Raw genomic sequence first — 17,092 nt, 5'->3', positions numbered from 1 at the left:
TCCACGACTGTCACGTTCCAGCCCGCCCATACGTCCTGGCATCGACTGACGGAGAATACGCCCGTGGATGCCGCCACCACCCTGTTCGAAACCCACCGCTCGCGCCTGTTCGGGCTCGCCTATCGCATGCTCGGCACGCCCGCGGACGCCGAGGACATCGTGCACGAGGCCTGGCTGCGCCTGCACGCGCAGGACCTCGCGGCGCTCGATGATCCCGAAGCCTGGCTCGTCACGGTGACGACGCGCCTCGCGCTCGATCGCCTGCGCCGCGCTAAGGCCGAGCGCGAGCACTACGTCGGCCCGTGGCTGCCCGAGCCGCTCCCCGACGACACCGGGTCGCCGGATGCGACGCTCGAACGCGGGGAGTCGCTGACCTTGTCGTTCCTGCTCCTGCTCGAACGCCTGAGTCCGGAGGAACGCGCCGCCTTCCTGCTGCACGAAGTGTTCGATTACAGCCACGCCGAGGCCGCGGCGATCCTCGACATCGCCGAGGACGCCTGCCGCCAGCGCGTGCACCGCGCGAAAGCGCGCCTGCGCGAAGGGCGGCCGCGCTTCCACGTCGACGGTGCGATGCAGAAGCGCCTGCTCGAACGCTTCGTCGCCGCGATGGCGGAGCCGCGCCTCGATACCTTGCGCGCGCTGTTCGCCGAGGACGCGGTGCACGTCAGCGACGGTGGCGGCGTCGCGCGCGCGACCCTGCACCCGCTGCACGGCGCGGATCGCCTCGCGCGGCTGTACCTGCAGCTCGCGCGCAACCTCGGCGGCGTGCGCTACGAACTGTCCATGCTCAACGGCGAACCCGCGTTGTTCATGTACGACGGCGACGTGCTCGCGAGCGCGATGTGGGTCGAAGGCGACGGCGATCGCATCACCGCGATCCACGCACTGCGCCATCCGGAGAAGCTCGCGCGCATCCACGCTGTCACGAAACCGCGCGCGTCCGCGTCCTTGCATTGAAGCGGCCGATTCCGGCCGCGTGTATCGCAAGGAGTCCGTCATGCGTTTCAACATCCAGCGCCATTACCCGGCGATGCAGCCGCTCATCGACCTGGGTCGCGCCGTCCACGACGCCGGCCGCCTCGAGCCCGCCCTGATCCAGCTCGTGCTCATGCGCGTGTCGCAGATCAACGGCTGCGCGTTCTGCCTCGACATGCACAGCAAGGATGCGCGCGCCGCCGGCGAAACCGAACAGCGCCTGTACCTGCTGCCCGCTTGGCGCGAGACCAAGCTCTACAGCGAACGCGAACAGGTCGCGCTGCAGTGGGCCGAGGAACTCACCGAACTCGCCGGCGCCGAACCCGTCTCCGATGCGCTGTACGAGAAGGCAAAGAACGTGTTCAGCGAGCAGGAACTCGTCGACCTAACCCTGCTCACCGTGACGATCAACAGCTGGAACCGCATCAACATCGCCGCGCGCACGATCGGTGGCTACTACAAGCCGGCGTCGCACTGATCGTCGCGTCGCATCGAGCGGGAGAGGTGATGGACATTCCCCTCTCCCGCGAACGTCAGAGGAATGGACTTTCCCCTCTCCCGCTTGCGGGAGAGGGCAGGGTGAAGCGCAACAGCAACATGGATTCCCGCTTTCGCGGGAATGACGTCCAGGGGTGCAGATCCGTTCGGGTTCTCGCGGCGTCGCCCTGTCCTGTGGCGTCGCGCTCGCGCGCTCACGACCTCGACGGTCACGACCTCGACGGCGGCTCGCGATACCGCTTCGCCGCGTCCGCGTCGCCGCTGCGCTCCGCCGCCTGCTCGGCGCCGGTCAACGCGCCACGCCGCCCCGGCGCTCCCTCCAGCGCCGTCTCGTACTCCCGCAGCGCATCCGCCGGCCTGCCTGCTTCGAGCAGGAGGTCGCCGAGCTGCTCGCGCGCAGGCACGATCGGGCCTGGTGTCACCGGCAGCTTTTCCGCGGCGTCCTCGGTGTCGGCGGCGGCGCGCAGGCGCGCGATCGCGTCGTCGGTCTTGCCGTTCGCGAACAGTTGCCACGCGCGCGCGGAGTCGGCGAGCGCGCGCGTCTGCGTCGCCCAGTAGGCGTTGCCGGCCGCGTCGAGCTTGCCGATGCTCGCGTCGATCGCCGCGATGTCGGCGTCGGCGTCCTTCGGATGCCTGCCGCGCGATGCGCCGACCGCGCGCGCCCAGTAGACGATCGCGGCGACGTGCGGTTCGGAATCGGGCAGCGGTTCGAGCTTTGCGGCCTCGGCCCACTGGCGACGCTCGATCGCGTAGCGCACGGGTATCGCGTTGGCGGCGTAGCCGATCTTGAACTTGCCGGCGCCGAGGCCGTGCATCGCGGCGAGATCGTCGACGACACGCTTCGCGTCCGCGTTGCGGCCGAGCTGCAGGTAGGCGTAGGTGAGGTAGTCCATCGCGTGCAGTTCCTCGCCGACGTCGCCTGCGTGGTGCGCGGCCTTGCGCGCGGCGAGGTTGGAGGCGACCGAGTCGTCCCAGTAGCCGAGCCGCGTGAACACGTGCGAGGGCATGTGCAGCGCGTGCGGCGCGGACGGCGCGATCTTCGCGTACGCGCGTGCAGCGTCGAGGCCGCGCGGCGCGAGCTCGGCGCTGTCGTAGGCATGGATGAGGTAGTGCGCGAGGCCGGGATGCTGCGGGTAGCGGCGATAGAGCGGTTCGAGGATGTCGGCCGCGCGCTTCTGGTTTGCGTGCGAGCGATCCGTCGGCGGCGCGGTCGCGACGAGCGCGAGCGCGTGGAAGATCTGCGCCTCCGGATCATCGGGGAAGCGCGCGGCGACGTCGGCCATCGCCTGTTCGTACGCCTTCGCGCGCGCAGCGGGTGGCACGTGGTCGTAGTCGGTGTAGTAGACCGTCGTCGCGTCGATGAACGCGCGCTCGCGCGTCGATCCCGTGCCGAGCTGGCGCGCCTGGTCGAGCTCGGCGAGTCCCTTCGCGAGATCCGCCGGTGCGGGCGCGTCCCAGAGTTGATGGTAGAGCGACATCGCGACGCCCCAGTGCGCGATCGCGCAGCCCGGATCCGCCGCGGCGATGTCACGGAAACCCTTCCCGGCTTCGGTGTAGGTGAACGAGTGCAGCAATGCGAGCGCGCGCTCGAAGCGCGGCTGCACGCTCGCCGCGCAGGTCGTCGGGAAGATCACCGCACCGAGCACCTCCGGCGCAGGGTGCGAGGCGTGTTCGTGCTCCGCGTGCGCCGTCACGGCGAACGCGCACTGCAGGATGAGAACGGTCGTGCGATTCATGTTCGCTCCCCGGATCCCCGGCCTCGAACCGGTCCCCACTGTAACGCCGTTCGGGCGCTCGTTGTGACACAGGGGCCGCGTACGGAGCGGAAGACTGAAACACGAAGGACACGAAGGAAATGCGAAAGAGAGATAGAGATAAGGCGAGAGAGCATTTCGAAAGGAAAGCTTTCCTCCGTGTACTTCGTGTGCTCCGTGTTTCAACCTTTGAACCGCTTTCCTTCGTGTTCTTCCTGTCCTTCGTGTTTCAGTCTTTCGCTCTTGCCTTGCTCGCTGAACCGAGTCAGAGTTCGAGCCCGTCGCGGAAGATCGCGTCGGACTGCAGGCGCAGCACGCCGAGCGTGTAGGCGTCGGGGAACGGGCCCGGCGGCGTGAGCAGGCCGGCGATGACCGGGCGCTCGCCGGAGAGCGTCATCGCGGTCGCGACCTGCACGTCCGCGGTGCCTGCGCTGAACGTGTAGCGGTTGACGCCGTTGCCGTCGAAGGTGCTGTCGAGCACGCCGTTGAAGTGCATGCGCGCGGCGAAGAAGTTGCGCGTGTCGGCGCCGGCCGGGTCGATCCAGCCGGCGGCGACGATGCGGCGGTCCTGGCGCACCGCGAGCGCGGCGATCTCGGATCCGTCTTCGTATTGCAGCGGCACGAGTCCGCCTTCGCCGAAGCTCGTGTCGAGGCTGCCGTTGCGACGCACGCGGAACACCAGCGTGCCGGGCGTGACACCCGGGGTCGGGTTGATGGTCGCGGCGACGATGATGCCGTCGTTGTACGGATCGATCGCGATCGCGGGCACCGTGTAGCTGCCGAGCAGGTCGATGTCGCGAAAGCCGGTGCCGTTGAAGCTCGTGTCGACGTCGCCGTCGGGCAGCAGGCGCACGAGCATCGGGATGCCCCGGTCGTCCTGATCGTCGTAGTCCTCGCGATGGCCGCCGATGACGATGCGCCCGTGCCTGTCCACGGCGACCGTGGTCGCGACCTCCGGCAGGTAATGGTCGGTCTCGTCGGTGCGGCCGAAGCTGACCCAGCCCGCGTTGCCGAAACCATTGTCGACGCTGCCGTTCGGATGGATGCGCACGACCATGAAATCCTCGAAGCTGCCGTGTCCGCAGTTGCTGCAGTAGCCGTAGGCGAGGATCTTGCCGTCGGGCGCGAGTACCGCGCCGTTGAACAACATGCCTGCGTTCGCGCCGAACGGCTGGCTCGTGATGCTCACCTTGCCGCCGCTGCCGAACGTCGTATCGGGCGAACCGTCCGCACGCAGTTTGACGATGCCGAGCGTCTGGTAGGGGGGCACGATGAGTCGTGTCGCCGCTATGACGAACATGCCGTTGCCGGGGGCAGGCAGGATGCCGATGCAGTTGTCGTCCGACGGCGGTGTGCCGAGGGGCACGAGCTGCCAGCCGCCGAGGCCGAATGTGGCGTCGATCGCGCCGTTCGGCCTGAACTTCGCGACGCCGCAGGCATCGAACCTGCCGTCACCGATCGTCCCCGTGTCGAACGCACCCGCCGCGACCACGCTGCCGTCCGCGAGTGTCGCGACCCCGCGCATCGAAACCTGGAACACGTCCCCGCCGGAATACGTCTCCGGCCACGCGAACGTCGCCTTGCCGTCGCCCGAGAAGGTCGGGTCCGGATCGCCGTCGTCGGCGAGGACGGCCCCGCTCGCCGCGAGCAGGAGCGCGAGCGCTCCGCGGGCAGACAGGCGCGCGTGCGCATGATCGCGGACGGCACGCGCCGCCGGGCTGGTAGCAAAAATGGGCATCGTCCCCTCGCTCGGTAGTCGGCGCCGACGATCGGCGCCTTGCAAGGGTCACGCGAAAGCGCGGCGTGCGGGGCCACGCGCGCCACTCGCGTCATCTTCGGGCTGGCGCGAGCTCGGCGGTGCCGTACGCTGCCTGCAGCGCCTTGCCTTGGATGTAGGCAACCATGAGATCGAAGTAGCCCGCGGCCCGGCGCGTGGAGACGCGCTCGCCGTCGGGCTTCGTTTCGAATTCGACGATGCCGTGGTCGGCGTTCGGGAACACCGCGATGGTGATCGGACGGCCTTCGGCTTGCAGCGCGGCGAGGCGGCGGCGCGTCTCGAACGGCGGCGCGTCGCGGTCCTGGCCGCCGAGCACCCACAGTTGCGGCACGTCGAGGTTGTGCAGCACGGGCATCGGGTCGTAGCGCACGGGAATGCCGGCGACGAGCGCGCGCAGGTCGCGGCGCGCGACCTCGGGCGTCGCGGCGAGCAGGTAGCCGGTGATGTTGCCGCGCACGGAGGTGAACCAGGGCTCGTTCGCATATTGCTTCTTGAGCGCCTCAAGGCGGTCGTAGCCTTCGGTGAAATCCCTCTCGACGATCGCGATGGCGGCATCGGAGATCGTCATCGCCTTCGCTTGCGCGTCGGCGTCGAAGCCCGCGCGCTCGAGGTCGAACGCGACGGCTTCGCGGTCTTCCTCGAGCGGCGAGACGGCGAGGCCGAAGCTGACGATCGCGAAGTCGACCGGTTCGATGCGTGCGGCGAGCGGTACGACCCATCCGCCCTGGCTGCCGCCCTGGTAGCCGACGCGTCCGGCGCGCGCGCCGGCGAGGCGCTTCGCCTCGTGCATCGCATGGATCGCATCGACCGCGAGCGTGAGGTAGTCCTGCGTGTAGCGGCCGCCCGACGCGCCGGTGCCGCGCTTGTCGTAGGCGAACACGCCGATGCCGTGGCTGGCGAACTCGCGTTGCAGGGAATAGTCGTGCAGCGCCGAGGAATGCTCGGCGCCGTGCACGAGCACGACCAGCGGCACGCGCGCGTCGCCGGGCGGCAGCGTGAGGCGGCCGGCGAGTTCGACGCCGCTGCCCTGGAAGCGCGTGTCGGTCTGCACGAGCGGAATGCGCCTGCCTCGGGTGCCGTCGAAGCGGATGCCGGCGCGACCGCAGTCGCGCAACACCACGTGGTGGCCGTCCGGTCGACCGGTCCAGCCGTAGGTGCTCGTCCAGCGCCCGCGACCTCGTGGCTTCAGCACCCCGGTCGTCCCGTCGGGGCGCCGCCAGCGCAACGTGCCGTGGTCGCCCGGTGCGATGTCGAGTGTCGTCCCGTCGGCCATGGCCCAGGCGGCCGCCGGGCAGGGCGGGGCGGCGTCTTCGTGCGTGGAAGCGGAGACGTCGCCCGCGCTGCAGGCGAACATCATGATGCCGAGGAGGCGGAAGGCCAGGGCTGCGCCGGTGCGTACGTCCATCCGATCCTCCATATACGTCAAGATTTACGTAAATGTTGACGGTCGTGGTCACCGCGGTCAATATGCCGCAAGGCACTCGGCGGGAAGGGGAACATGAACGACTTCATCCAGGCGCAGGGAACGGCCTTCCTCGCGCACCTGCTGCGCCGGCTTGCCGACGAGCTCGTGCAGGGCGCGGCGGAGTGGTACCCGACCGTCGGCGTGAACGCGCCGCCGCGCACGCTGTCGACGCTCGTCGCACTCGACGAGCACGGGCCACTCGGCGTCACCGAACTGGCCGGCCGGCTGCGCCAGTCGCATCCGCTCGTGATCGTCTGGATCCGCGAGCTGTCGCGGCTGTCGCTGGTCGAGCAGACGGACGATCCGGTGGATCGGCGCCGAACGGTCGTCCGTCTCACCGCGGCCGGTCGTCGCGAGGTGGTGAAGGCGCGCGCGGCGCTGCAGGTGATGGCGGAGGCGTCGCGCGGGTTGCTCGCGCTTGCAGGGTCGGGAACATGGGATGCGTTGTGGGCGATGGAGCGCGGCTGCCGCGAGCGACCGTTCGTCGAGCGCCTGCGTGCCGCGGCGGCGAAGGGCGAGGCACGGGCATCGAGGAAGCAGGCGGCGACGGCGCCCCGGCGGCGCCCCGCTGCGCGCGCGCGATGAGGCGTTCAGGATCGCAGCCTGTGCGCGACGCGCTCCGGTGCATCGCGACGCTGCGGTCGCCCGCACGGCGGGCTCCTGCAGGCAAGGCCCGTCCATGCTGCGAGGGAGAGCCGGCAGGAGCGCATCCTGCGCGCGACCGTCGCGCCCCGGGCATGGCCGGACACCGCGACGGCTGGCACCCGGTGCATCACCGGCGGCGGGTGCTGCCGTGCCCGGCCTTGGTACGCGGCCTGAGCGCGCGCAGTTCGTCCTTCGCGCGTTCGAGGATGGTGCGTCGGCGTCGGCCGAGGCCGCTGCCGGCGCGATTGATGTAGAACGTGAGCATCGACATCGCGGAGCGGTAGGGTTCGGCCTTGCGCCTTCGGCTCCGCCGCGCCGAGCGGAGCAGCGAGCGCGCGATCGCGGCGGGATCGTCGAGCGTGAACACGCCGTCGCGCAGGTCGAGCGCATTGCTGGTGCGCGTGACGCGGCCCGACCAGCGCGCCCCGGCGGTCGCGTGGGTCTTCTTCGCGCGGCCGCGCTCGTGCGGGCTCGAGTGGCGTGCCTTCTTCTTCGTAGTACTCATCGCAGGTCTCCTCGTCACGCCGGCGCGCAGGCGTCAGCCTTCCCGCAGCGACTGCGGCACGGTACCGGCGCAGCCTTCGTGCACGCAGTTGCACGGCGGGCGGACGCCCTCGGCGGCCTGCTCCGCACAGGCGGGCGAGCAAAACTCGTCGTGATCGTGGACGGTGCAACTGCACCAGTGGTTCGCGCAGGACTTCTCTTCGGGGTTCATGGCGGCACCGCGCTCCTGACAGGAACGCGACTACACCACCGCGCGAATGAATCGCACCCTTCCGGCGTTGCGGCGAAGCGGGATCGCCCCCATCTGGGGGCGATGCAGCAGCTGTCCCTCATCGACGCCGGCGCCTCGCTCGTCGACCATCCGGTCGCGCGCATCGAGTACTGGCCTCGCATCTGCGACGACGCCACCGCCGACGCCTGGTTCGATGCGCTGCGCACGCAGGTGCCGTGGCGTGCCGACCGCCGCATGATGTACGAGCGCGAGGTCGCCGTGCCGCGCCTGCTCGCGCACTACGCGCTCGACGGCGAAGGCGTGCCGGCGGCGATCCACGCCGCGCGCCAGGCGATCGCCGGCATCGTCGCGGCGCGGTTCACCAGCGTCGGCCTCAATTTCTACCGCGATGGCGACGACAGCGTCGCGATGCATCACGACCGCTTCGGCGAGCTGGTGCCCGGCGAGCCTGTCGCGCTCGTCTCGCTCGGTGCCGCGCGATGGATGACGATCGCGCCGCAGGCGCCGCCGCGCACGACGCGCAGGATCGAGTTGCAGCCGGGCAGCCTGCTCGTGATGAACTACGCCTCGCAGCTGCACTACCTGCACGGCATCCCGAAGACGAAGGCGCGCGTCGGCCCGCGCATCAGCCTCGCGTTCCGCGTGTGTCCCGCCTGAGTCGTCATGGCTTGCCGCGCGGCAGGCGTGCGTCCGGCGTGCGATACGCGGGCGGGGTGTAGAAGACGAGCGTGCGCAGGTGCGTCGTGCCCGTGTTGCGGATCTCGTGCCGCTCGCCCTTCTCGATCAGGATCAGCGTGCCGGCTTTGAGCCGCGTGCGCCGCCCTTCGACGATCGCGACGCCGCGTCCGTCGAGGACGAAGAGCCACTGGTCCGCGCCGCGGTGCGCATTGTCGGGGCCGCCTTCGGCATCGCCGCGCGGGATGACCATTTCGGCGGCCTGCCCGCGCCGGTTGTGGATCGCGAGGCGGAAGCCTCGGGTGAATCGCAGGGTCCTGCTCTGCATGCTGCCTCCTTCGTCAGGCGGGCGGGTGGCGCAGCTTCATGAGGTCGGCGCGGAAGCGCGCGAACTCCTCTTCGCCGCGTGCGCCGATGCGCGCGCGCAGCACGTAGGCGGGATGCACGGTCGCGATTGCCCATTGGCCTTCGCCGCGCTCGATCCACTCGCCGCGCCGTTGCATGAGCCTGAAGCCGGAACCGAGCACGACCTTCGCGGCGAGGCTGCCGAGGCAGACAACGATGCGCGGCCGGATACGCGCGAGCTCGCGATCGAGCCACTGCAGGCAGGCGGCGACCTCGGCCGCGTTCGCGCGCTTGTGCAGGCGGCGCTTGCCGCGCAGCTCGAACTTGAAGTGCTTGACGACGTTCGTCACGTAGGCGCTGCTGCGGTCGATGCCGACGTCCTCGAGCACGACGTCGAGGAGATGGCCGGCCGGGCCGACGAACGGCCGGCCTTCGAGGTCCTCCTTGTCGCCGGCCTGCTCGCCGATGACGACGATGCGCGCGTCTCCGGGGCCCTCGCCGAACACGGTCTGCGTCGCCGGTCGCCAGAGGTCGCAGGCGCGGCATGCGCGCGCCGATCGGCGGAGCGTGGCCAGTGGCGGCGGTTTGCGGGTCGGCATGCAGGGATCGGGGTGGCGGCGCGTAAGCGCGAGTGTGCGCGGCGCACGCCTGAACATGGCCCAACATCGCGGACGATCGCCGGCGTTGTTCATGCACCGTCGAAGTAGGGCGCCTAGGCTTGCGCCAACGCCACGCAGCGAGGAAAGCCATGGCACGCCCGATATGGAACGGCACACTCTCGTTCGGCCTGCTCAACATCCCCGTCGCGGTGATGAGCGGACAGCGCACGAACGACCTGCATTTCCGCATGCTCGATTCGCGCAACAACAAGCCGGTGCGCTACGAGCGCGTCAATGCGCAGACCGGCCGCGAGGTGCCGTGGAAGGACGTGGTCAAGGCGTTCGAGTACCGCAAGGGCAATTACGTCGTGCTCGAGCCCGAGGACATCGAAGGCGCGGCGCCGGAAAGCCATGAATCGGTCGACCTCGAAACCTTCGTCGAGGCCGATGCGATCGGACCGGAGTATTACGAAAAACCGTACTACCTCGTGCCGGGCAAGCGCGCCGAGAAGGGCTATGTGCTGTTGCGCCAGACGCTCGAGAAAACCGGCCGCATCGGCGTCGGTCGCGTCGTGATCCGCACGCGCGAATACCTCTGTGCGGTGCTGCCGCGCGGCAAGGCGCTCATGCTCAACCTGCTGCGCTATCCCTCCGAGGTGATCCCGCAGAGCGAATACTCGTTCCCCGCGAGTGCGAAGCGCGTCAACCGCAGCGAACTCGCGATGGCCGAGAAGCTCGTCGAGGCGCTGTCGGGCGAGTGGAAGCCGGAGCAGTTCAAGGATGAATTCCGCGCACGCCTCAAGAAGGTGATCGAGAAGCGGCTCAAGGGTGGCAAGACGGTCGAGGCCGAGCCGGAGGAAGGCGCGGAGCCGGCCGGACAGTCGACCAACGTCGTCGATTTCGTCTCGCTGCTGAAACAAAGCCTCGCCGAAGGCGGGCGCGCGCCGGCGAAGAAGAAGGCGGCCAGGCGCGCGGCGCCACGCAAGAAGGCCGCGCGCAAGTCGGCGGCGCGCAAGCGCGCCTGAGCGCCCGCCGCCCGACATTCAGCTCGTGCCGCACATACTCCTCGAACCGCCGCGGAACCCGCCATGCCCCTCGCCGAATACAAGCGCAAGCGCAATTTCAAGGCGACGCCCGAACCCGCGGCGGGCGGCGATCGCGGCCACGGCATCTTCGTCGTGCAACTGCATCACGCGAGCCGGCGCCACTACGACTTCCGCCTCGAGCATGCCGGTGCGCTGAAGAGCTGGGCCGTGCCGAAAGGCCCGAGCTTCGATCCGAAGGTCAAGCGCATGGCGGTCCAGGTCGAGGATCACCCGTTGTCGTACGCGGGCTTCGAAGGGGACATTCCGGAAGGCAATTACGGCGCGGGCCATGTCGATGTGTTCGACAGCGGCACCTGGGTACCGCAAGGCAGCGTGCGCGAGGGCCTGGCCAAGGGCGAACTCAAGTTCACCCTGAACGGCGACGTGCTGCGCGGCTCGTGGGTGCTCGTGCGTACACGCGGCGAGGGCAGGAAGCCGCAATGGCTGTTGATCAAGCATCGCGACGAATACGCCGGCGAGCGCGAGGCCGACGACTTCGTCGATCCGGATTCGGACCGGCCCCTGCCACTGCGCGAGCGGCGCAAGGTCTGGCAGGACGTCGAGGCGGAGCAGGTGCAGGCGCTCGATCCCGCCGCGCGCGGCCGCGCCGAAACGATCGACGACGGACCGTTCGACCCCGAACTGTGCAAGCCGGACACGAAGGTGCCGGCCGGCGACGGCTGGCTGCACGAAGCGAAGTGGGATGGCTACCGCATCCTCGCGTCGATCAAGGGGCTTCACGTGCGATTGTGGTCGCGCAACCGGCTCGAATGGACGGACAAGGTGCCCGAGCTCGTCGAGGCGTTGCGGGGCCTCGGCGTGAAGAGCGCACAGCTCGACGGCGAGATGATCGCGCTGCGTGATGGCCGCGACGACTTCAACGCGCTGCAGGGACGCCTGTCGGCGCAGGAGAAGGCGCCGCTCGCCTACATGCTGTTCGACCTGCCGCATCTGGACGGCCGCTCGCTGCGGGAGCTGCCGCTGCTCGAACGCAAGGCGCGCCTCGAGGCGTTGCTGCGCGAGCGAGGCAACCCACTGCTGCGCTATTCCGCCCACCAGGTCGGGCATGGCGCGCAGGTGTACGCGCAGGCCGTGCGTGCCGGCCTCGAAGGCATCGTCAGCAAGCGTGCCGACAGCCCGTACCGCGCGTCGCGCAACGGTGACTGGGTCAAGATCAAGGCGCGCCGGTCCGACGAGTTCGTGGTGATCGGCTTCACCGAGCCGAAGGGCAGCCGCAGCGGGTTCGGTGCGTTGCTGCTCGCGCGCCCGGGCAAGGACGGCCTCGACTACGTCGGTCGCGTCGGCACCGGCTTCAGCGCCGAGCAACTGCGCAGCCTGCGCAGGGATCTCGCCGGCACGCGCATCGACGCGGCGCCCGCCGATGTGTCAAAGATGACGCGCGCCGACCGCGCCGCGGCCATGTGGGTCGAGCCTGCGCTCGTCGTCGAGGTCTATCATCAGGGCCTCGGTGGCCTCGGGCTGCTGCGACAACCGGCCTTGAAGACGGTGCGCGAGGACAAGTCGCTCGAGGATCTCGTCAAGGATGCGCGCGGGGCGAAGCCGCGCGCCGCCACTGCGCGCGTGCAGAAGGCGACGACGGCGCGGACGCGAAGCGCCGCCACCCGTCGCGCCACCGGCCAGCGGACGAAGACCGCGGGGACGGCCCCGGGCGACGTGCGCCTCACCCATCCCGAACGCGAAGTGTTCCCGGGCGAAGGCATCACCAAGGCCGACGTCGCGGCGTACTACCGCGCGGTCGCGCCGCTGCTGCTCGCCGACGTCGGTGGCCGGCCGCTGTCGGTGCTGCGTTGCCCCGACGGCACCGGGAAGGCCTGCTTCTTCCAGAAGCATACCGGCCGCGGCTGGGGCGACCATGTGCGCTCCGTGACGGTGAAGGAGAAGAGCGGCAGCGACCGCTACCTCGCCGTCGACGATGCAATCGGCGTGCTGCAGCTGGTGCAGATGAACGTGCTCGAGTTCCATCCATGGGGCGCGCTCGCGACCGACCAGAACCACGCCGACCGCATCATCTTCGACCTCGATCCGCACCCGTCGGTGACATGGTCCGAGGTGAAGAAGGCCGCACGCATCGTGCACGACGCCCTCGCGGCGATCGGCCTCGAATCCTTCCTGCGCACTTCGGGCGGCAAGGGCCTGCACATCGTCGTTCCGCTCGCGCCCGCGGTGCCTTGGGACGAAGCGAAGCAGTTCGCCGCGCAGGTCGCCGATACGCTCGCGGGTGCGCGCCCGCGCACGTTCGTCAGCATCGCCGGCGAACAGAAGCGCGACAAGCGCATCTTCATCGACTGGCTGCGCAACGCGCGCGGCGCGACCTCCGTCGGCTCCTACTCGCTGCGCGCGCGCGCCGGCGCACCCGTGGCGATGCCGATCGAATGGAGCGAACTGGCACGCCTGCGCAGCGCCGCCGCCTACGACATCCGTTCCGCCCTCGCGAAGATCAAGCGCCGCAAGCGCGACCCATGGGAAGGTTTCGACCGCATCCGCCAGACCCTGCCGTCACCGGGTGCGGTGGAAGCCCGCAACTCCAGCCGCAAGGCGAAACCGAAAAAGGCTGGAACACGCAGCACACGGAGGAAGGCCTGAAGTGCCCGCGAGCCGGATCGCGCAGGATGGGAACTCCCGTTTTGCTTTTCCCCTGTGCTCGCCGTGTTTCGTGTTTCAGGCTTTCAGCTTTCCTCTTCGCGCGCCAATAGCGGCAAGCGGTCGATGAGCTTGTCGAGGGTGACGGGGTAATCCCGAACGCGCACGCCGGTGGCGTGATGGATCGCGTTGGCGATCGCGGCGGCGACGCCGCAGATGCCGAGTTCGGCCACGCCTTTCGCTTTCATCGGTGAGGACATGGGATCGGTTTCATCGAGGAAGACCACGTCGAGGTGCGGGATGTCGGCGTGCACGGGGACTTCGTAGCCGGCGAGGTCGTGGTTGACGAAGAAGCCGGCGTAGCGGTCGACGACGAGGTGTTCCGACAGCGCCGCGCCGACGCCCATCGTCATCGCGCCAATGACCTGGCTGCGCGCGGTCTTCGGGTTGAGGATACGGCCGGCCGCGCACACGGCGAGCATGCGCTTCACGCGCGTTTCGCCGGTCGCCGCATCGACGCGCACCTCGACGAAATGCGCGCCGAAGGTCGACTGCTGGTAGCGCTTGTCGAGGTCGCCGTATTCCATGTGGTCCTCGGCGACGAGCTCGCCGTTCCGTGCGGCGTCGGCGACTGCGACGTCGCGGCTGCCCGCGCGCACGCGTCCGTCCGCGAAGTCGGCGTCCGGTGGCAGGCCGAGCTTCGTCGCGACCGCCTCGCGCAGTTTCGTGCAGGCGGCGTAGACGCCCGCGGTCGAGCTGTTGCCGCCCCATTGGCCGCCGGAGCCCGATGACACCGGGTAGTCCGAATCGCCGAGCCGCACGACCACGCGGTGCAGCGGCACGCCCATCATCTCGGCCGCGGTCTGCGCGATGATCGTGTAGCTGCCGGTGCCGATGTCGGTCATGTCGGTTTCGACCGTGACGACACCGTCCTTGCCGAGGCGCACGCGTGCGCCCGATCTGGTCACGAGGTTGTTGCGGAAGGCCGCAGCGACGCCGAAGCCGACCAGCCAGCGACCGTCGCGCGTGCCCGCCGGGTGCGGATTGCGCGCCTTCCAGCCGAATTTTTCCGCGCCGATCGCGAGGCAATCGACGAGGCGGCGCTTGGAGAACGGCCGTTCGGGATGCTCCGGATCGACCTGCGTGTCATTGGCGATGCGGAACTGCACCGGATCGATGCCGAGCTTTTCGGCCATCTCGTCGATCGCGATCTCGAGCGCCATCATGCCCGGTGCCTCGCCCGGCGCGCGCATCGCATTCGCCTCGGCGAGATCGAGTACGGCCAGACGCATCGCCGTCATGCGGTTCGCACCTGCGTACAGCAGTCGCGTCTGGTCGACCGCGGTCTCCGGCTTGCCGCCGGGCAGGTCGCCCGACCAGCTCTCGTGCGCGATCGCGGTGATGCGGCCTTCGCGCGTCGCGCCGATGCGGATGCGCTGGATCGTCGCGGGCCGGTGTGTCGTGTTGTTGAACATGAGCGGCCGCGGCAATGCGACCTTGACCGGCCGCTTTGCCGCGCGCGCACCGAGCGCGGCAAGCACGGCATCGGCGCGCACGAACAGCTTGCCGCCGAATCCGCCGCCGATGAAGGGCGACATGAGATGCACCTTTTCCTTCGGGATGCCGAGCGTCTTGGCAACGTCCGCGACGCCCCACGCGACCATCTGGTTGGAGGTCCAGATGACGAGCGTGTCGCCGTCCCAGAGTGCGGTCGACGCGTGCGGCTCCATCATCGCGTGCGACTGGTCGGGCGTGGTATAGGTCGCATCAAGTTGCACCGGCGCGGCGGCGAACGCGTTGCCGAAGTCGCCGACGGCGGTGTCGGGCTTGCCCGATGCGGGTTTCGAGGCCGATTCCTTCGCGCGGGCGAGGTCGAATGTACCGTCGACGGGCCCGTAGTCGACGCGGATCCGGCGTGCGGCCCAGCGCGCCTGCTCGAATGTTTCGGCGACGACGAGCGCGATCGCCTGGTGGTAGTGCTCGATGGTGGGGCCACCAAGCAGGGTCGCGGTGTTCTTGTCGCCCTTGCCGAGCGGGCCCGCGTTGTCCGCGGTCACGATCGCGAGCACGCCGGGCGCCGCTTTCGCCGCAGCGAGATCCATCGAGTGGATCGAGCCCTTCGCGATACCCGCGCCGAGGACGTAGCCGTAGGCGGGGCGTGCGACTGCATCATGGTGCTCGTAGGCGTAGCGGGCGGTCCCTGTGGTCTTCAGCGGTCCGTCGATGCGGTCGACCGGATGGCCGACGACCGCGAGCCGATCGATCGGGTTCTTCGTCGCAGGCGTGTCGAATTTCATCGCGCGCTCCTCGCATCGGCGATCGCGGCGTCCAGCGTGCGCCGCGCGAGCGTGATCTTGAACGCGTTGTCGGGCGAGGTGCGCGCATCCTTCAGCAGGCCGTCGACGACGGCGTGCGGGTCGGACGCGAGTGCGCGCTCGGCATCCTCGTCACGCCACGGCTTAGGCGCGATGCCACCGAGCGCGACGCGGCCGCTGCCGTCCGGCTGGCGCACGAGCGCGACCGAAACGAGCGCGAATGCATACGACGCGCGGTCGCGCACCTTGCGGTAGACGTGCGTGCCGCCGGGCGGCGACGGCAGCACGACCGCGGTGATCAGCTCGCCCGCGTCGAGCGTCGTTTCGAGGTGCGGCGTCGCACCCGGCAAGCGGTGCAGGTCCGCGAGCGCGATGCGCCGGGTCGAGCCATCGGCACGCATCGTTTCGACCTCGGCATCGAGCACGCGCATCGCGACCGCCATGTCGCTCGGGTGTGCGGCGATGCAGGCGTCGCTGGTGCCGACGATCGCATGCATGCGCCGCCAGCCCGCGAGCGCGGCACAACCGCTGCCGGGCTCGCGCTTGTTGCACGCCTGGTCGGGATCGTAGAAGTACGGGCAACGCGTGCGCTGCAGCAGGTTGCCCGCGGTCGTCGCGCGGTTGCGCAACTGCGGCGACGCACCCGCGAGCAGGGCGCGCGCGAGCACCGGATAGTCGCGGCGCACGCCCGCATCGGCGGCGAGATCGGTATTGCGCACGAGCGCGCCGATACGCAGGCCGCCGTCGGGCGTCGGCTCGATCTTCGCGAGGTCGAGGCCATTGACGTCGATGAGGTGGGCCGGTGCTTCGATCTCGATCTTCATGAGGTCGAGCAGGTTCGTGCCACCGGCGATGAACTTCGCGCCGGGTACGCTCGCGGCGCGCACGGCGGCCTGCGCGGTCGACGTCGCGCGCTCGTAGGTGAACGCCTTCATGGCTGCGCCCCCGCGACTTCGGTGATCGCCTCGATGATGTTGGAGTACGCGCCGCAGCGGCAGATGTTGCCACTCATGCGCTCGCGCAGTTCGTCCGGCGTCCATGCCGGCGCGGCGGCGACGTCGGCGGCCGCATGGCTCGGGATGCCGTGCCGCAGCTCCTCGAGCATCGCGACCGAGGAGCAGATCTGCCCTGGCGTGCAGTAGCCGCACTGATAGGCGTCGTGGCGCACGAACGCGGCCTGCATCGGGTGCAGGTGTCCCGGCTTGCCGAGTCCTTCGATCGTCGTGACCTCATCGCCATCGTGCATTACGGCGAGGCTGAGGCAGGCATTGATGCGGCGGCCTCCGGCGATGACCGTGCACGCACCACACTGGCCGTGGTCGCAGCCCTTCTTCGTGCCGGTCAGGTGCAGGTGCTCGCGCAGGGCGTCGAGCAGGGTCGTGCGCGTGTCGAGTTCGAGGGCCTGGGCCGCCCCGTTGACGCGCAGGGTCAGCTTGCGCATGACGGGTGCGTCCCGGCGTGGGCTGGCGGCACGCGCGGACGGCGAACCGGCCCAGCAGGCGGCCGCGCCGCCGACGAGCATGTCGCGCCCGAGGGCAAGTGCTTCGCGGCGCGCGGGATTCATCGCGTCGGATTCGTTCATGCGGGGCTCCTCGGACGAACGGACGTTGCGACGATGCGCG

The 17,092-nt window shown here is 69.7% G+C and carries 16 protein-coding genes; 6 read left to right on the top strand and 10 right to left on the bottom strand.

Going from position 1 to position 17,092, the window contains the following annotated elements:
* Window positions 1-63: 63 nt before the first annotated feature.
* The gene (gene sigJ / locus EV148_RS12150) at window positions 64-957 is read left to right on the top strand and encodes an RNA polymerase sigma factor SigJ (RefSeq protein WP_131998582.1); all 894 of its coding nucleotides are present in this window, start codon (window positions 64-66) and stop codon (window positions 955-957) included.
* 40 nt (window positions 958-997) lie between these two features.
* Complete coding sequence (locus tag EV148_RS12145) at window positions 998-1,453, top strand: carboxymuconolactone decarboxylase family protein (protein ID WP_131998580.1); 456 nt, start codon at window positions 998-1,000, stop codon at window positions 1,451-1,453.
* A gap of 229 nt (window positions 1,454-1,682) precedes the next feature.
* Here the strand turns inward: EV148_RS12145 and EV148_RS12140 are convergent, their stop codons facing one another.
* The 3 genes from EV148_RS12140 to EV148_RS12130 all read right to left on the bottom strand — a co-directional run bounded on the left by EV148_RS12140 (window position 1,683) and on the right by EV148_RS12130 (window position 6,409).
* A complete protein-coding gene (locus EV148_RS12140) occupies window positions 1,683-3,209 on the bottom strand; it encodes a hypothetical protein (protein WP_131998578.1) in 1,527 nt (508 codons plus the stop codon).
* 283 nt (window positions 3,210-3,492) lie between these two features.
* On the bottom strand, window positions 3,493-4,965 hold the full coding sequence (locus EV148_RS12135; protein WP_131998576.1) for a hypothetical protein: 1,473 nt from the start codon (window positions 4,963-4,965) through the stop codon (window positions 3,493-3,495).
* A gap of 91 nt (window positions 4,966-5,056) precedes the next feature.
* The gene (locus EV148_RS12130) at window positions 5,057-6,409 is read right to left on the bottom strand and encodes an alpha/beta hydrolase family protein (protein WP_241988072.1); all 1,353 of its coding nucleotides are present in this window, start codon (window positions 6,407-6,409) and stop codon (window positions 5,057-5,059) included.
* Between the two features lie 93 nt (window positions 6,410-6,502).
* Here EV148_RS12130 and EV148_RS12125 point away from each other — a divergent pair, with 93 nt between their 5' ends.
* Window positions 6,503-7,054, top strand: coding sequence for a MarR family winged helix-turn-helix transcriptional regulator (locus EV148_RS12125; protein ID WP_131998574.1), 552 nt, complete (start codon window positions 6,503-6,505; stop codon window positions 7,052-7,054).
* A gap of 187 nt (window positions 7,055-7,241) precedes the next feature.
* Here the strand turns inward: EV148_RS12125 and EV148_RS12120 are convergent, their stop codons facing one another.
* Together EV148_RS12120 and EV148_RS18530 are read right to left on the bottom strand one after the other, a co-directional pair.
* Window positions 7,242-7,619: a DUF3175 domain-containing protein gene (locus tag EV148_RS12120; protein WP_131998572.1), complete on the bottom strand. Its 378-nt coding sequence runs from the start codon at window positions 7,617-7,619 to the stop codon at window positions 7,242-7,244.
* A gap of 33 nt (window positions 7,620-7,652) precedes the next feature.
* Complete coding sequence (locus EV148_RS18530) at window positions 7,653-7,829, bottom strand: hypothetical protein (protein WP_158287451.1); 177 nt, start codon at window positions 7,827-7,829, stop codon at window positions 7,653-7,655.
* Between the two features lie 102 nt (window positions 7,830-7,931).
* Between EV148_RS18530 and EV148_RS12115 the strand changes: the two genes are divergently transcribed.
* Window positions 7,932-8,507 (top strand): alpha-ketoglutarate-dependent dioxygenase AlkB family protein, encoded by a 576-nt coding sequence (locus EV148_RS12115; RefSeq protein WP_131998570.1) that lies wholly within the window; start codon window positions 7,932-7,934, stop codon window positions 8,505-8,507.
* Window positions 8,508-8,511: 4 nt separating this feature from the next.
* Here EV148_RS12115 and EV148_RS12110 read toward each other — a convergent pair whose 3' ends face one another.
* Both EV148_RS12110 and EV148_RS12105 read right to left on the bottom strand, forming a co-directional pair.
* Window positions 8,512-8,853: a cupin domain-containing protein gene (locus tag EV148_RS12110; RefSeq protein WP_131998568.1), complete on the bottom strand. Its 342-nt coding sequence runs from the start codon at window positions 8,851-8,853 to the stop codon at window positions 8,512-8,514.
* Between the two features lie 13 nt (window positions 8,854-8,866).
* Window positions 8,867-9,526 carry a UdgX family uracil-DNA binding protein gene (locus tag EV148_RS12105; protein ID WP_241988071.1) on the bottom strand — a complete coding sequence of 220 codons (660 nt, stop codon included), beginning with the start codon at window positions 9,524-9,526 and terminating at the stop codon, window positions 8,867-8,869.
* 92 nt (window positions 9,527-9,618) lie between these two features.
* On the opposite strand from EV148_RS12105, the gene ku reads away from it, so the two are divergent.
* Together ku and ligD are read left to right on the top strand one after the other, a co-directional pair.
* Entirely contained in the window at window positions 9,619-10,494 is an 876-nt protein-coding gene (gene ku, locus EV148_RS12100; protein ID WP_131998564.1) for a non-homologous end joining protein Ku, read from the top strand.
* 63 nt (window positions 10,495-10,557) lie between these two features.
* Entirely contained in the window at window positions 10,558-13,158 is a 2,601-nt protein-coding gene (gene ligD, locus EV148_RS12095; RefSeq protein WP_131998562.1) for a DNA ligase D, read from the top strand.
* Between the two features lie 83 nt (window positions 13,159-13,241).
* Here ligD and paoC read toward each other — a convergent pair whose 3' ends face one another.
* The 3 genes from paoC to paoA are packed head-to-tail and all read right to left on the bottom strand — an operon-like array spanning window position 13,242 to window position 17,034.
* The gene (gene paoC, locus EV148_RS12090; protein WP_131998560.1) at window positions 13,242-15,452 is read right to left on the bottom strand and encodes an aldehyde oxidoreductase molybdenum-binding subunit PaoC; all 2,211 of its coding nucleotides are present in this window, start codon (window positions 15,450-15,452) and stop codon (window positions 13,242-13,244) included.
* On the bottom strand, window positions 15,449-16,405 hold the full coding sequence (locus tag EV148_RS12085; protein ID WP_131998558.1) for an FAD binding domain-containing protein: 957 nt from the start codon (window positions 16,403-16,405) through the stop codon (window positions 15,449-15,451). The genes paoC and EV148_RS12085 overlap by 4 nt, the downstream gene beginning before the upstream one ends.
* On the bottom strand, window positions 16,402-17,034 hold the full coding sequence (gene paoA / locus EV148_RS12080; protein WP_131998765.1) for an aldehyde dehydrogenase iron-sulfur subunit PaoA: 633 nt from the start codon (window positions 17,032-17,034) through the stop codon (window positions 16,402-16,404). Before paoA ends, EV148_RS12085 begins: the two co-directional genes overlap by 4 nt.
* Window positions 17,035-17,092: the final 58 nt, after the last annotated feature.

Source organism: Dokdonella fugitiva, assembly GCF_004342425.1.
GTDB lineage: Bacteria > Pseudomonadota > Gammaproteobacteria > Xanthomonadales > Rhodanobacteraceae > Dokdonella_A > Dokdonella_A fugitiva.
Note: the sequence above shows the minus strand (reverse complement) of the source record. Positions and strands in the feature narration are given on the sequence as shown.